The organism is Paenibacillus sp. P13VS, from assembly GCF_015143645.1.
Taxonomy (GTDB): Bacteria; Bacillota; Bacilli; order Paenibacillales; family Paenibacillaceae; genus Paenibacillus; species Paenibacillus xylanilyticus_A.
In genome coordinates this window covers 257,645-273,791 of the sequence record NZ_WYEV01000004.1, presented here as the reverse complement: position 1 = coordinate 273,791, position 16,147 = coordinate 257,645, and the positions used below count along the sequence as shown (strand labels likewise).

The 16,147-nt window shown below is 49.4% G+C and carries 10 protein-coding genes; 7 read left to right on the top strand and 3 right to left on the bottom strand.

Annotated elements, in window-relative coordinates; all coding sequences use genetic code 11:
* Window positions 1-85: 85 nt before the first annotated feature.
* On the bottom strand, window positions 86-2,263 hold the full coding sequence (locus GUA98_RS11080) for a serine hydrolase (protein WP_193723042.1): 2,178 nt from the start codon (window positions 2,261-2,263) through the stop codon (window positions 86-88).
* Between the two features lie 126 nt (window positions 2,264-2,389).
* Complete coding sequence (locus GUA98_RS11075) at window positions 2,390-3,658, bottom strand: MDR family MFS transporter (protein WP_193723041.1); 1,269 nt, start codon at window positions 3,656-3,658, stop codon at window positions 2,390-2,392.
* A 122-nt stretch (window positions 3,659-3,780) separates the two neighbouring features.
* Here GUA98_RS11075 and GUA98_RS11070 point away from each other — a divergent pair, with 122 nt between their 5' ends.
* Window positions 3,781-5,640, top strand: a complete 1,860-nt coding sequence (locus GUA98_RS11070) for an ABC transporter substrate-binding protein (RefSeq protein ID WP_193723040.1) — start codon at window positions 3,781-3,783, stop codon at window positions 5,638-5,640.
* 34 nt (window positions 5,641-5,674) lie between these two features.
* On the opposite strand, the gene GUA98_RS11065 is transcribed toward GUA98_RS11070, so the two are convergent.
* Window positions 5,675-7,189: a serine hydrolase gene (locus tag GUA98_RS11065; protein ID WP_193723039.1), complete on the bottom strand. Its 1,515-nt coding sequence runs from the start codon at window positions 7,187-7,189 to the stop codon at window positions 5,675-5,677.
* Between the two features lie 290 nt (window positions 7,190-7,479).
* On the opposite strand from GUA98_RS11065, the gene GUA98_RS11060 reads away from it, so the two are divergent.
* From GUA98_RS11060 to GUA98_RS11035, 6 genes are all read left to right on the top strand, one after another.
* Window positions 7,480-8,691 carry a DUF4367 domain-containing protein gene (locus tag GUA98_RS11060; protein WP_193723038.1) on the top strand — a complete coding sequence of 404 codons (1,212 nt, stop codon included), beginning with the start codon at window positions 7,480-7,482 and terminating at the stop codon, window positions 8,689-8,691.
* Window positions 8,692-9,130: 439 nt separating this feature from the next.
* Window positions 9,131-10,321 carry an alanine racemase gene (gene alr, locus GUA98_RS11055; protein WP_193723037.1) on the top strand — a complete coding sequence of 397 codons (1,191 nt, stop codon included), beginning with the start codon at window positions 9,131-9,133 and terminating at the stop codon, window positions 10,319-10,321.
* A gap of 259 nt (window positions 10,322-10,580) precedes the next feature.
* Window positions 10,581-10,862 (top strand): CopG family ribbon-helix-helix protein, encoded by a 282-nt coding sequence (locus tag GUA98_RS11050; RefSeq protein ID WP_056699650.1) that lies wholly within the window; start codon window positions 10,581-10,583, stop codon window positions 10,860-10,862.
* 3 nt (window positions 10,863-10,865) lie between these two features.
* Window positions 10,866-11,216, top strand: a complete 351-nt coding sequence (locus tag GUA98_RS11045; protein WP_024630714.1) for a type II toxin-antitoxin system PemK/MazF family toxin — start codon at window positions 10,866-10,868, stop codon at window positions 11,214-11,216.
* 232 nt (window positions 11,217-11,448) lie between these two features.
* A complete protein-coding gene (locus GUA98_RS11040) occupies window positions 11,449-13,638 on the top strand; it encodes an alpha-galactosidase (RefSeq protein ID WP_193723036.1) in 2,190 nt (729 codons plus the stop codon).
* A gap of 277 nt (window positions 13,639-13,915) precedes the next feature.
* A complete protein-coding gene (locus GUA98_RS11035; RefSeq protein ID WP_321573865.1) occupies window positions 13,916-16,135 on the top strand; it encodes a Tex family protein in 2,220 nt (739 codons plus the stop codon).
* Window positions 16,136-16,147 lie beyond the last annotated feature (12 nt).

Sequence of the window (16,147 nt, the reverse complement as noted above, 5' to 3'; positions counted from 1 at the left end):
AAACAGGCTTGTTCGAAGAAGGTTATCCTCCTTCTGAACAAGCCTGTTTGAGATGTCTGGAATTGTGTTACTACACTTCGGTCATTTAAGGTGTTTCTTCCGTACTGGTGGGTGAAGGCTGATCCTCATCAGCATCATCAAAATCGGAGGCTTCTGGTTGAGGCTGCTGAGCCATAAGTTCAGCCACAATCTTATCCGTTGGTTGCGTAAACAATTGATACATGATGGCAGCCTCTTCTTGACGAATGAGCGGTTTGCGGGCAAGAACATCCACAGAACCATCCTCCAATACCTTCACTTCCGGACCATGAATGCCGAGCTTAACCATCATCTGGATTGCAGGAACAGCCCACTCATCTGCATGTCCGGCAACCTTCACATCCTGGAACAGCTCATTCGGATACTGCAGCTGCAGCGATCTCCAGATCATGACCATGGCTTCCTGGCGGGTAATGACTTGATCCGGCTTGAATTGTTTGGAATCCGCACCCGTGATCATGCCGACTTCATAACCGAGCTGGATGTAGCCTGCTGCAGGGTGACTGGCCCAATCGCTATCCGCAGGCGGTGTTGTTTGGCTTGGTTTGAGACCGCTCATTTTCAGTACATTCTCTATGAATTCGGCGCGTGTAACGGCCGACTTCGGCTGGAATGCTTCAGTTGCATCATTGTCATAATGACCGAGCGACTGTAATCCATAGATGGCCTCGGCATAAGGGCTATCCGGACGAACGTCCCGGAATCCCTGAGGTTTCTGTCCTTTTTTCTCATATCCCAGTGGATTGAGGTAGGGTTCTTTCATATAAATTGTTCCATCTGCTTGTTCCTTAAAGGCTGTGAATTGACCCGTCAACTCATCCTTGAACAGATTCTTATCCACCTGAATCAGGGTACGTGGACCCAGGAAGGCATCTGAAATGCTCAATTTACCGGGTTCTGTGCCATCGTTTTTGAGAGAACTGACAATCGTACTTAGTCTTAGGTCAGCATACAGCCCGGCGAACCGCTGCAGTTCATCGGTGGATTGAGGCGTAAAATCCTTGATTTCGACCGGCTCCGCATACTGCGGGAAAAAGGTCTGGATGAAAGCCGGGTAGAACAGATTACGAAGAGCTCCCGCTTGATTATACGTAAGGAAGACGCCTGTATTTTGCTCCGGAATAAGGAAGAGATAAGAGCTGAAACCCATCAGGTCGCCTGCTTTGGTAATGATCGCAGGGCTGCTGCCCGCACCAGGCAGCTGAAATGCTGCTTCAAATCCATACGTTGTGTCCGGGAGTACCGGATGAATGGAGGAGCGATACTGCTCCATGCTTTTGACGGTGGATTCCTTCAGTATACGCTCGTTATCTGTCACACCATCATTCAGGAAAGTGATCATGAAGTTCCCGATATCCTCGGCCGTTGACAACATGCCTCCTTGAGGCATCGGTGTTGGAGAGAGGGTGTACAGATCGAGCGGATTATGTACCGCGTCATAGCCTGTCGCGAGCTGATTCTTGAACTTGTCATTCAGCACGAAGCTGCTGTTATCCATACCGAGTGGTTTGAAAATGTGCTGCTGCATGTACGTCTCAAATGGTTCACCGCTGACATTCTCCACAATCATGCCGAGCAGCAGGAATGAGAAGTTGTCGTACATATAGGCACTGCCAGGTTCTCTGACAACTGGAGGCATGTGCTGCTGTGCGTAGTCCTCCATGGAGACAGTTTTGTCGAAGTCGGCGTGAATATCTTCCTGCTGCGGATCACGAATCTCGAATCCGGTAGTGTGCGTAAGCAGGTTTTCCACAGTGACAGGCTTGTCAAAAGGGTTATCAAACTCAAGGCCCTTCACATACGTTTGAAAATCGGCTTGCAGATCGACCTTCCCCTGCTCCACCAATTGCATGACGGCTGCTGCCGTAAATGTTTTGGAGACGGAGGCTACACGAAAAGCCGTACTTTTCGGATCGACAGGCGTCTCGCTCTCCTGATTGGCATAGCCATAGCCTTTCTCTGCCAGGACTTTCCCATCTTTGACGACAACAACGGAAGCACCGACATATTGTGCCTTGGCTTCAGCCGAATCAAAAAACATGTCCAGAAATGCCTCTGCTGATTCAGAGGTTAGAGCTTTGGTTTGTCCTTTTTCATTGACCTGAGGTGATGAGGTTTCCGCATGAACCGCTGGTGCCCAGAGACTTAGCGACAGGACGAAAGCCATGAATGCACCTGTTAGCGAGGTGGATCTGAAGCGGCTCCTTCGATTGGAAAAATTCATGTAAACACTCCCTTGCGCAAATTTTGGCAATAAAGCCTGTTCACTGTGTATTACTTCCAATTGGCTTGGTAGGTTTCATGATTAGTTCAATTACGAAACTAGAAAGAATTCCTCACGGTGAGGAGCTTATGAGGCATCTGCACATCGCATGGACTCGCTCGGTTCGGCTGACGGCCTGAGTGATTGGCGGAAAAATACAAGAGCAAAGGCCCCGATGATGACATACAGGCTGGCCATGGCATATGAAGGCAGCATTGCTCCGATCATTAGCCCCAAACTGCCCAGCAGGGCAGCGACATTATAACTCATGCCATCTGAAGCCATATATGCTGCTCGGTCCGAATCGGGGATCATCCCGGCAAGAAGTACTTGGCGTACCGGGGAGTACATCAATTCGCCAATCGTCAGCAGGACGGCAGATCCAATTAGGAGTAAGGCCCAGTTGCTAAATGCAAGTACAGCGAAACCTGCGGTGTAGAGACACATGCCAACCGTCATGATGGATCTGGATTGGAAACGTCCCATCCATTTGGAGAATGGAATTGCGACCAAGGCAACCAGTACTGTATTGATCGCCAAGATTAGACTGAACATCTGCAGCCCCGAAATGTTCCAGTGGAACAGCTGGGCACTGAACTCACTTTTCAGACGAACAGCAATGTATTTATCCAGTTGGAATTCGAGAGAGACGGCCAGAACCGAGGCGGTGAAGAAGACCATGAACCTTCTGTCCCTGAGAACACTTCCGTAGGTCTTAAACATATTTCTTCTGACTGATGCGACAGTCTGCACCGAGCCCGTTTTTGCTGTTCTTTCCATGGTTTCTTGAATGAAAAACAACAAAATGAACAAGGTTACCAAGCTCTCCATGCACACCAGACTGAACAGAATGAATCGGAAGGAATCGAATAACAATCCGCCCATCAGTGCGCCAAATGTAATGGCTACATTGGTCGTCCAATACTGTAATCCATATACATAATGTCGTTCATGTTCACTGCTTACGTCCACGATCATCGCACCTGCGATGGGAACAGTGATACCGGAGCTTAGACTGCTAAGAAAAAACATGATGCAGGTCAGTTCTACCGAGTTCAGCCAGGGCGAATTCGCTGCAGCCAGCCAGAACAAGGCGAATACTTGCACACATTGAGCGATGACCATCATTTTTTTGCGTCCAATTCGATCCGACCAGTATCCTGCGCCCAGACCAGCGATCATGGAGGATACAATGTTGACCGTCAGCAGCACACCAGCCCAGCCAGCTCCCATCTGCACACTCAGATAAATGGCCATGAACGGAATGATTGATTTCTGGGTCAAGTCTGTAAAAAAGTCAGTAATGATGCGAATTTTAATGTTGCGGTGCAAATCTGCGTATTTCATCGGTTGCATTTCTTCCTTCCTGGATTGTCATGTAGATGTTACTGAGTATAATGGAGGAAAACCTGAAGAAAAACTGTAGAAGCGGATGAATGAATTTCGTATTTTAGCAGAGTGGGAAGGTAGGGAATGTCGTGGAAGTAGCTGACCATTATATTCAATTGCGTATGGCGTTTCCGAACGTTCAAGATGATGAAGAATGGCCAACGACGATTGGAGAGCTGGCACAGCAGTTGTGCTGCACGATGCGTAACATGAATTTGATTATGAACAAGTTTATGGATAACGACTGGATTGAGTGGAGTCCGAGGCGTGGTAGAGGGAAAAAGTCCTTGCTGGTCTTTCAGGCACCGCTGCTTGATATCGCCCGTGAACGTTTTGATCGCCTGCTGCAGGGCAACAGACTGGAAGAAGCCTATCAGCTGGCCGCGAGTCTGCCTTTTTCGTTGCGGGAAATGTTAATGCAGGGTTTACAGGAACAGTTTGGTCTTCGTTCAGACCAGGGTACCATGGGAAGGATGGATATCCTGAGGATCCCACAGAACTTTCCGTTTGAGACCTTGGATCCGACCCGGGCTGCCATGTGGGGAGAAGTGGGCATTGTCGCAGAGGTATTCGATCGCCTGGTACGCTATAATGCTGAGCGTCGTATCTGTGAGCCAAGTCTTGCCGTGGCGTGGGAGAGCAATCTTGAAGGAACAGAATGGACATTTTATCTGCACAAAGGTGTTCTATTTCATCATGGCCGAATACTGGATGCAGAGGATGTGAAGTTCACATTTGAACGAATCCTTGAGGATACCGGCAATCCCTGCCGGCCGCTGTTTGGCACCATTGCGAAGATCGAGACATTTGATGAGCTGACGGTACGTTTTACGTTATCTAGCTCAAACTTCATGTTCCCTGATCTGATGAGCAGCATGTGTGCGTCGATTTTGCCGCGGGATGTGGCGTTCGACCGGATGCATCCTGTTGGAACAGGCCCGTATCGTTTAACGAAGAATCACCCCAGACTGCTCGTTTTGGATGTATTTTCTTCCTATTTCAGAGGACGTGCCTACATTGATCGAGTTGAGGTGTGGCAGCTGCCGCAGTCCGCACTCGTAGAGTCGGTGATCAAGCAGGATTTGTTTCCGGATGGAGCGCCTCATGCGGTACAGCATGAAGTTCAGGGCGGAGTATATATGACGTTTAATATGCGCAAAGAAGGCCCACAGCAGGATCTGTATTTCCGCCAGGCTGTGCAGCAGCTGCTGAATCAACAGGAGATGATGGATGCGTTCCGGGATACGCGTAATCAGCCTGCATACAGCCTGGTTCGGGATAATTATGGGGATACGAGGGAAGTAGAGATGGGCAGCTTGCCTATAGGAGAGAAACGAATGAGGACACAGGATTTCATCACAGATTCCTCATTGGCCTTGGCGGAAGAACTGCTTAAGCGAAGCAGCTACACGGGCCAGACGCTGCGGTTATGGGTAGAGGATGGGAAGAAAATGGAGACGGACATGCTCTGGTTTGTACAACGCTGTGAACGGATCGGGCTGCATATCGACATCGTTCCAGGTGATCCCGTAAGTGCGGTGTACCATGATGAATTCAGGTCATGTGATCTCGTGTATACGGGGGAAGTGTTCGATGATCATGTCATGCTGAGCCTGTTCATCATGTTTACCTTTCAGAATACATTGTTCCTGGTTGCCATGGATGATGATCGGAAAAAGGAGTTAGACATGGAATGCAGGCGCATCGTAGGAACTCGGGAAGGTGGCGAACGAATGGCAGCGCTGCTGGGGTTAGAGGCCAAACTGATCGAGGAGGCGCTGCTACTACCCGCCTATCGTTTCAGGGAGGAGCATGCCCATCATGCCTCACTTCGTGATTACAATGTGGTGGGGTATGGGATGCCTGATCTACGCCGTCTGTGGGTGAAACGCAAACCGGAAGCTGATCATAAGGAAGCAAGTTATCCGGCCTACATCCCGCTGTGGTAAGTGATACACAGCGGGATGAGCCTATAGTGAGCCGCTATTCTTCGTTTTTCTTCATAAACTCAATAGGATTCGCCCCCGGTTCCATCAAGAATGGAATGGAAATGGAATGAGTATTATTATCCTGATCGACCTGGAAAGTAAACGTGATTTTGAGTCCAAATAAAACAAGCAGAACGGAAAAGGTATCATTGCCTGTGTATTCCATGGGCATTTCAATCTCGTTGAATATCGCTTGTAAGCCGTCATCTTTCATTTGAATGGACAATTCTCCGTATCCGGCATGAACATAAGTACCTGCGTAGGTAATTAGAGGTCGCTCAAGGGGCATAATTTTTGTATCATCTTGTGCATTACCCGTTTTTTCATCAGCATCAGCGACTGGTGTTGCCGCGGGGTCCAACGTTTCTGGCTTATCCGTAACTGCAGATTCCGCTGACTCCCCGCCACTCATTAATTTGGCCATCCTTTTGCTCCAATCCACAGGCTCCATTCCAAGCAATCGGTCTATGATGTTAAATGTGACTGTGTAAGGGACAATACTTCCATTCGTATTGCACAGTACGACAATCCCGATCTCTTCTTCCGGCAAAAAGGCGACCTGTGAACTAAAACCATCAATAGCGCCCCCATGATGAATGAACGAATGTCCACGATAAGGTTCGATGAACCAACCGAGTCCATAGGTGCAGACAGGCATCTCTGGACCATGAAACGGAGTATCACATGGCATCTGCGGGCTGTGCAATGTTTCCATTTGTTCCTTGGAGACGAGCTGCTGTCCATCATGCTGCCCCTGATTCAATTGCAATCGCAACCAGGTTATCATGTCTTCCAGATTGCTGTTCATGGAGCCTGCCGGACCAATTGCATCGATGTTTCGATACGGAATACGCACATTTTCGACGTCTTTCTCCATATAAGGAACAGCAAAATCAGGCTGGAGCTGCATTTCCTCCACAGAAAACAAACTGGATGTCATCCCTAGCGGCTCAAACAGGTGATCCTGAACGACGCTCTCCCAGGTTGTTTCCTTCAACTTTCCGACGAGAAAGCCCGCAGTCATGTACATCAGGTTTTGATATTGCCACTTATTTCTGAAATCCTCATTTGGTTCAAGATACTGTAGAGCGTTTACGAGCTGCTCTCTGGTCCGTGCAGAGTTGTACCATGCCATTTCATGCCTGGGCAGTCCGGAGCGATGACATAACATATCACGAATGGTCAGACGTTCCGTAGCCACAGGGTCGAACATTTTAAAATCATCCATATACGTTTTAACAGGCTTATCCCAGTTCAGCAGTTCTTGATCGACTAACAGGGCAGCGGTTGCTGCCGTAAAAGCTTTAGTACTGGACCCGATGGCAAAGAGAGTGCTTGGTGTTACTTCGAGTTTGGATTCCAGGTCTCGATACCCATAGCCTTTTTGCCAAATGACCTCATTCTTGTGAATTACAGCGACCGCTGCGCCAACCCCCTTCCAGGTTTGCAGCTGTTCAGTTACAAATTCATCCAGTCCGTCCAGTAATGAGCGATGTTTTGTGGTAGTCATTACGATCCCTCCAATGAAAATATGAAATGAGTTCCAATCAAGACATCAAAACTCGTATGTAGCTGTCATCCAAGAAGTGTTCATTACAACTATGCCTTTTCTGGATAAAGTTAACATCGGGCCCGAGACTGATTTGCCTATGATCACTTGTCCTAACAAGGGGATAGAAAGCTTGTCAAACCAGTCCGCATAAATCGAACAAGTCCCTCATAGACATGTACTAATCAAGTAGGGGTTCTGCTGTACGCACAATCCTGAAGTGAAAACATTGTGCTAAAGGGGATGATGTCATGCGCCGAATATCATGGATGCTTGCCATGGTATTGGTCTTATCGGCCTTACTTGCCGCCTGCGGGAAGAAGGATGCGGCAGCCGTGGTCAAAGATCTGAACGAAGTCGTAGGAGAGATGGAGAGTTACCAGGGAGCAGGTGTTATGACACTGCATACCGGAGATACGCCGCAGCAGTATAAGGTCGAGGTGTGGCATCAGAAGCCTTCATATTACCGAATTGCGCTTACCAACGCCAAAAAGGATGTCACCCAGATTGTACTGCGCAACGATGAGGGCGTATTCGTCCTGACACCAAGCCAGAACAAAAGCTTCCGGTTCCAGAGCAACTGGCCGGATAACCAGGGTCAAGTTTATCTCTATGAGACACTGATTCGCAGCATTACAGGTGATACAACACGTCAGTTCGCAGATGAGAAGGAGAGCTACGTATTTGATGTAGCTGCCAATTATAATACGCACGCACTGGTCAGACAAAAAATCTGGCTGAACAAAAGTGATTATGCACCCAAACAGGTTGAGGTTTCAGACTCCAATGCAAACGTCGTCGTAGATGTTAAATTTGACAGTTTCAAATTCGGTGCAGAATTCAGCAAAGATGCCTTTGATATGCAGCGCAACATGACAGCAGGCACGGAAGGAAACAGCGGAACAGACGCAACGAATCCGGCCGAGCAGCCAGGAGAAAATGGAACCAAGGAGCCAGCAAGCTCCGAGACAGCTCCAGGTCAAGAACCGACTACAGGTTCTGCTGAAGGGGTCACTGATGGACAAACCGGTGTGAGCGAGAACCCGGAACAACAGGGAGCTCAGGACCCGGCGAGTGGTGAACCAGGCACAGAGGAGCCTACCATGACTGAACCGGAAGGAGCCGGCAGCTTTGGTGTGATCGAACCGACATACGCTCCGGAAGGCGTCAAGCTGAAGGATGATCAAATTGTGGAGGAATCCGGCGATTACTCGGTTATGCTTCGCTACGAAGGAACGTATAATTATACGATTTTCGAAGCCAGACCGCAGGATAGAGCTGTTTCACTCGCACCATCTCGCGTAGTGGATCTTGGATTCACTTTGGGAATGATTAGTGGAGACGCGTTACAAACGTTAACATGGATGACCGATGGAATAGAATACAGAATCACGAGTGCGGATCTGCCGGAGAGTGAAATGGTTCAGATTGCAACATCCATGCAGGAGCAGTCAGGTAAATGATGTAATAGGTATAGTCGTTAGGGCATTAGGAATGCTAAGGAGCATCGGGGACTTGTTCTCCGGTGCTTTTTGATGTACACAGTTAGGCTGCCGCAGCATATGATGGAGAGGAAAAGCAGGGCGTTTCGTAATGGGTATTGCTTGAAAACTGAACAGTGAAATGGGCAGGTTGACCCAATAAATACAAAACACGCTTATATGCGGGATGAACCGGGTAAGTAATCGGTATAGGCAGAGAGAGAGGGCGTGAGGCTGCATTTTAAACTCATGTCCGTATCGCTTATCAGCCTGTTTCTTCATCCGCTTCCGGCTTCGACATTATGCTGGGCACACTTTTTGAGTCACCGTTCTTCTGCTCATTTGACAGTCACATGCTTGAGCATTACGATGGAGTCTGATATGTGAGCCGGATTAAGATGACTAGAGAAGGTGACAGAACGTGCAAGGACAATATCGGCCGACCCAAGCGGAGATCAACTTGGATCATTTGAGTAGCAACGTAGACGCTTTCCGCTCGGTTCTGCCCCAAGGCATGAAGTTTCTAGCTTGTGTCAAGGCGAACGCTTATGGACATGGAGCTGTGGAGACGGCCAGAGAACTGGAACGAATCGGAGTGGATTATCTGAGTGTCGCTTTTCTGGACGAAGCGCTTGAACTGCGACAACACGGAATCAAGGCTCCGATCCTGGTATTGGGATATACACCGCCTGAGGGTGTTGCTGTAGCCAGGGAACATGATGTGACCATAACCCTGTTCAGCAGGGAAGTGCTTGAAGCGATTCGTGCTCTGGATACAGGATCGTCTCAGAACCCATTGAAGGTTCACATCAAAATTGATAGTGGTATGGGACGCCTGGGTCTGCTGCCCGGCGATGAAGCTATTGCTTTCATCCAGGAAACAGCAGCAATGGAACAGGTCCTACTCGAAGGCATGTTCACTCATTATGCCAAGGCGGATGAAGAAGACAAGACCTATACACTGGAGCAGTATCGACGGTTTCAAAGCGTGGTTGAAGCGCTGCGGGATCAGGGATGTGTCATCCCGATTATACATACGGCGAACAGTGCAGCTGCCATTGATACACCGGAATTATCCTACAATATGGTACGAGTGGGTATCAGTCTCTATGGGCTGTACCCTTCGGCCGAGGTGAATCATCAAGTAGTGAAACTGGTCCCGGTATTGACACTGAAGACGAAAGCGGTTCTGGTCAAAACGCTGCCGCCTCATTGGGGGGTCAGCTACGGAACCCGTTATGTGACACAAGGGAACGAACGAATTGCGACCCTGCCTATCGGCTATGCAGACGGATTTTCAAGAATGCTGACAGGTAAAGCTCAAGTGCTTGTACGTGGCCGCCGCGTTCCCGTCGTCGGTACGATCTGCATGGATCAGTGTATGGTGTCGCTGCAATCTTTCGCTGAAGAGGCGGAAGAAATTCAAGCCGGCGAAGAGGTTGTCCTCATCGGTCACCAATCTGATGGTGTGATTACCGCAGATGAAGTGGCCTCCCAGCTTGATACGATTGCCTATGAGGTGATCTGCATGATGGCTCATCGGATTCCGCGAATCTATTTCCGGAACGGTGTTGAAGTCGCCAAGGTTAATCCTCTTTTGACATCCTGGTAGTCTAACTGGACGCTATTACCAATAAACTTTTTTTCGGAATGGAAGGAAAAGTGTCGGAGCATCTCGAATGTTGTTATATTGACGAGGATGAAAAATCCTGAAAAGAGATGTTTGGTCTGTACGAATATTGCCCCCCATGTTTATAATGGAGTACAGCATACTTGATATACTCGGGGCATATATATTCCTTTGTATAAAAGTTCTGGAAAAACGTAATACTGGTTCACAATGGCGAAAGGTTTGTGGGGGTGGAAGATAGGTGGCCAACTTGCAGAACACCAAGCGGATTATGATCAGTTTGCCTGATCATCTCCTGCAGGAAGTGGATGGCATCGTAGCGCTGGAGAATTCCAACCGCAGCGAATTGATTAGGCAGGCCATGAAGCTGTATTTGACCGAACGGAAGAAGCGTTACATCCGTGAGTCCATGCAGCGCGGGTACATGGAGATGGCAAAAATTAATCTGACCATGGCATCCGAGGCCTTTCACGCGGAGGAAGATGCGGACAGCACTCTGGACCGCTTAGTTAGCGGGGTGTAGACATTGATCGTAAAACGCGGTGACGTTTTTTTTGCGGATCTTTCTCCCGTTGTCGGTTCGGAGCAAGGTGGAGTCAGGCCGGTGCTGGTCATCCAGAATGACATCGGTAACCGGTTCAGTCCAACGTGTATCGTGGCGGCTATCACCGCCCAGATTCAGAAGGCAAAGCTGCCGACGCATGTCGAGATTGATGCTGCGGCTCATGGCTTTGACCGGGACTCTGTGATTTTGCTCGAACAAATACGGACGATTGACAAACAAAGACTGACTGACAAGATTACCCATCTGGACGAGGAGACCATGAAATTGGTCAATGAGGCGTTGCAGATCAGTTTAGGTTTGATCGATTTTTAGGTTGCTTGGCACCGGGTTTGGGCTGCCAGCAATCCGCCCGTAGCGGGATGTTCCTTGCGGGGAACACACAATTGCAGACAACATTTCAGAGGAGCGTATCGCGGCCCAAGGGCTGTGGTACGCTCTTTTGTCTGAACAAAAATGAAAGCGTAGAACATTGGCGTGCTTTTCGCTATAATGGAACCTGAGAAACCGTTTACGTCAAAGATGTATATAGAGGTGGAGGAGACATATGAGCATTTATATCCATGAAGAGAAACTACAATTTCATTTACAAACCCGCAAGGCAAGTTACGTATTCCAGGTGCTTCCTTCGGGATATTTGGTACATCTGTATTATGGCAAAAAATTACGCAATTCAGATCTGAGCTGGCTCCATGTTCGGACAGAACGCGCTTCCTTCAGCCCGAATCCGGTACCCGAGGACCGGACGATCTCATTTGATACACTTCCATTGGAGCTGCCTGTTTATGGAACAAGTGATTTCCGTAACCCGGCCGTACAGCTTCAACTGGAGAATGGTTCAAGTGTCTCGGAATTCACGTATGTTGGTCATCGGTTGGAGAAAGGCAAACCTGCTCTTCAAGGGTTGCCAGCGACTTATGTGGAAGCTGCAGATGAAGCTGATACGCTCGTAATTGAAATGGAGGATCGCGTGGCAGGAGTCCGCATTGAGCTCTCCTACACAGCCTATTCGTCCTTTAATGCAATTACGCGCTCGATGCGTATCATTAATGAGAGCGCTACCTCGGTGAATGTGGCTCGTGCACTAAGCACATCCGTAGATTTCCCGCATGCTGATTATGAACTGCTGCAGCTGTCAGGTGCATGGACGCGGGAACGCGATATTGTTCGTCGCCCACTGGCTTCTGGCTTGCAAGGCGTGGAAAGCCGACGTGGTTCAAGCAGCCATCAACAAAACCCGTTTATCGCGTTGATGACGCCAGGTACGGATGAAGATCAGGGAGAAGTGTACGGCTTCAGTCTCGTATACAGCGGAAGTTTCACAGCGCAAGCAGAAGTGGATCAGTTCCACACCACGCGTGTATCTCTCGGTATTAACCCGTTTGAGTTCAGCTGGAAGCTGGAATCCGGAGAAGCTTTCCAAACTCCTGAGACGGTCATGGTCTATTCGGATGCAGGACTTGACGGCATGTCCCAGTCTTATCACGAAATTTATCGCGAACGGCTTGCTCGCGGCAAATTCCGCAATGCAGAGCGTCCGGTATTGGTGAATAACTGGGAAGCGACGTATTTTGGTTTTAATGCAGATAAGATTGAACAGATTGCGCGTGCAGGGAAGCAGCTCGGCATCGAGCTGTTTGTATTGGATGACGGCTGGTTCGGACATCGTGACAGTGACGACTCTTCGCTGGGTGACTGGATTGTGGACAAGAACAAGCTGCCTCAAGGTCTGGATGACCTGGCGAACCGTGTAACCGCACTCGACATGCAGTTTGGATTGTGGTTCGAGCCAGAGATGATCTCGCCGGATAGTGAGTTGTATCGCAAGCACCCGGACTGGTGCCTGCATGTACCAGACCGTCGCCGGACAGAGGGCAGACAGCAGTTGGTCCTGGATTTCTCCCGCCAAGATGTTCGGGATGAAATCGTGCGCATGCTGAGCGACGTATTGGGTTCTGCGCCGATTTCGTATGTGAAATGGGACATGAACCGGAATATGACGGAGATTGGCTCTGCACAGCTGCCTGCGGACAGACAGCGTGAGACAGCTCATCGCTATATGCTTGGATTGTATGAGGTGATGGAACGGATTACGTCTTCCTTCCCTAATATTTTGTTTGAAAGCTGCTCAGGTGGTGGCGGTCGTTTCGATCCGGGCATGCTGTATTACATGCCGCAAACGTGGACAAGCGACAATACGGATGCTGTATCCCGTCTGCGCATCCAATACGGAACAAGTCTCGTGTATCCGGTAAGTTCCATGGGATCACATATCTCGGCCGTACCGAACCATCAGGTTAACCGCATTACGTCGCTGGAGATCCGTGGACATGTTGCCATGTCGGGCAACTTTGGCTACGAGCTTGACCTGACACGTTTCACCGAGGAAGAGAACGCGATTGTGAAGGCTCAAGTGGAGCTGTACAAGGAGATTCGGGGCACCATTCAGTATGGCACGTTCCGTCGTCTGCTCAGTCCGTTTGAGGGTAACGAAACGGCATGGATGTTTATCGCACCCGATGGAAGCGAAGCAGTGGTATTTTATTTCCGCGTGTTGTCCGAGCCCAATGCTCCTCTCCAACGTCTGAAGCTGAAGGGATTGGATCCTGACGCCGATTACCGCCTGAAGGGCGGCACCGAGACGTACACGGGCGATGCATTGATGTATGGCGGAATTTCCGTAGGTCGTGCCACAGGAGATTATTTGAGCGAGATGTTCCGTTTCGAACGGGTATAGGTAATCCTGTGTTTAATGCAGTGCTTTTCGGGGAAGACCGGAATACGTCGGGGTGACGTTTTCGGTCTTTTCTTATGAGTTACGCGAAGCGATGAACCATAAAAACTCACTGTAAGAACTTGTAACCAGTAGGAATGCTGGAAAACTGAACGGAATTTTGTGATAATATAGGGAAGAGCAATCTGCCTGAGTGCAGATTCGATACTGTGATTACAGCAGCATAGCTGCCCTGAACATGCTTAATCTGAAACGATTCAGGAAGGAAAGAGGGATTTATTTGTCTGAACAGGGAACGGTTCTGGAACCCAATGAAGAAACAATAAAGGCGGAACGCCAGGAAAGAATCATCAAACAGGTAGCCAAGGAACTGTCACTGGCCTTGAAGCAGGTGCGCACGACGTCAGAGCTTCTGGAAGAAGGCAATACGATTCCGTTTATCGCCCGCTACCGTAAAGAAATGACTGGAGAGCTGGATGAGAACCAGCTGCGACTGATTGAGGAACGTCTCGTATATCTGCGTAACCTTGAGGATCGCAAAGTGGAAGTCATCCGTATTATAGAAGAACAAGGTAAATTGACGGGAGAACTGAAAAAGTCCATTACCCAGGCTGTGAAGCTGCAGGAGGTAGAGGATCTGTACCGTCCTTATCGCCAGAAGCGCAAAACGCGTGCCAGCGTAGCCAAGGAAAAAGGTCTTGAGCCTTTAGCTGTTTGGATCTGGAGCCAACCGAAACAGGGGAATGTGCTCGAAGAAGCTGCGCGTTACATCAATGCAGAGCTTGGAGTGGATGATGCAGAAGCAGCCCTTCAGGGAGCCAAAGACATTCTTGCCGAGAACATCGCTGATGATGCTGCCATTCGTGCGTGGATTCGTCGCTATACGCTGGATCACGGCATGTTGACTTCGGAAGCGAAGGATGCGGAGCAGGAATCGGTCTATGAGAACTATTATGATTATCGTGAATTGGCCAAAAAGATGCCTCCGCACCGGATTCTCGCCATTAACCGCGGGGAGCGCGAGAGCATTCTGAAAGTAGGTCTGGAGGTTCCGCCTGAACCGGCCCATCGTCATATGGAAGGTCAGGTCATCAAGGGTACATCTGCAGTACAGGATGTATTGCGGGCTGTCATTGAAGATGCCTACAAACGTCTGATTGCACCTTCCATTGAGCGCGAAGTCCGGGCAGAACTGACGGAAAAGGGAGAGAGCCAGGCAATCTCCGTGTTTTCTGCCAATCTGCGTAACCTGCTGCTTCAGCCGCCGATTCATGGCAAACGTGTGCTTGGTGTCGACCCTGCTTATCGTACAGGCTGCAAACTGGCTGTAGTGGATGATACGGGCAAACTGCTGGAAGTCGCTGTTACGTACCCGACGCCACCTCACAACAAAAAGCGCGAAGCAGCCGAGGTATTCCACCGGATGATCAAGCAGTATGACATTGGACTGATCGTTATTGGTAATGGTACAGCTTCCCGTGAAACGGAACAGTTCGTAGCCGAGATCATTCAGGAAAATGGCGATGAGAGCCTGGTGTACCTCATTGTTAATGAAGCAGGAGCAAGTGTGTATTCCGCTTCCAAGCTTGCGCAGGAGGAATTCCCGGATCTGGACGTGGCCGAGCGCAGTGCAGCTTCCATTGCCCGTCGTGTACAGGACCCTCTGGCTGAACTGGTGAAAATTGATCCAAAGGCCATTGGTGTAGGCCAATACCAGCATGACGTTTCTCAAAAGATTCTGGAGGAAAGTCTGAAAGCGGTCGTGGAATCTGCGGTTAACCATGTAGGCGTGGATGTGAATACGGCTTCGCCATCGCTGCTGTCCTATGTGGCCGGCGTGAATGCGACGATTGCCAAAAACATTGTGAAGTACCGCGAGGAAAACGGACGCTTTACGAACCGTCGTCAGCTGCAGAAGGTGCCGCGTCTGGGTGCCAAAACCTATGAACAATGCGTAGGTTTCATGCGCATTAGTGAAGGTGAGAATCCGCTGGATCGTACACCGATTCACCCGGAATCCTACAAGGTCGTCGATCAGTTGTTCAAAGAACTTCAGGTGGAACTGGACAAGTTGGGCAGCAAGGAGCTGTCCGTGCTTCTATCCGAACAGCAGCCTGAACAGCTAGCTGTGAAACTGGACGTGGGTGTGCCTACACTGCGCGACATTCTCGACAGCTTACAGCGCCCGGGACGTGACCCTCGGGAAGAAATGCCGCTGCCTATTTTCCGTACGGATGTCCTTAAAATTGAGGATCTGGTTGAAGGCATGGAACTCCAAGGTACCGTTCGCAACGTAATTGATTTTGGTGCCTTTGTCGATATCGGGATCAAGAGTGATGGACTTGTCCATATTTCACAGCTGAGCAACGGTTACGTCAAGCATCCAATGGATGTTGTTTCTGTTGGTGATAATGTAACGGTATGGGTAATGAATGTGGATACCAAAAAAGGCCGGGTTGGCCTGACTATGAAAAAGCCTGCGTCGAAGCAGACTTCCTAGTCCCATGACCCG

Coding starts and splice junctions, on each gene's coding strand:
- GUA98_RS11065 (WP_193723039.1), bottom strand. CDS start 7,189: ATGACTACCACAAAACATCGCTCATTACTGGACGGACTGGATGAATTT.
- GUA98_RS11060 (WP_193723038.1), top strand. CDS start 7,480: ATGCGCCGAATATCATGGATGCTTGCCATGGTATTGGTCTTATCGGCC.
- GUA98_RS11040 (WP_193723036.1), top strand. CDS start 11,449: ATGAGCATTTATATCCATGAAGAGAAACTACAATTTCATTTACAAACC.
- GUA98_RS11075 (WP_193723041.1), bottom strand. CDS start 3,658: ATGCAACCGATGAAATACGCAGATTTGCACCGCAACATTAAAATTCGC.
- GUA98_RS11080 (WP_193723042.1), bottom strand. CDS start 2,263: ATGAATTTTTCCAATCGAAGGAGCCGCTTCAGATCCACCTCGCTAACA.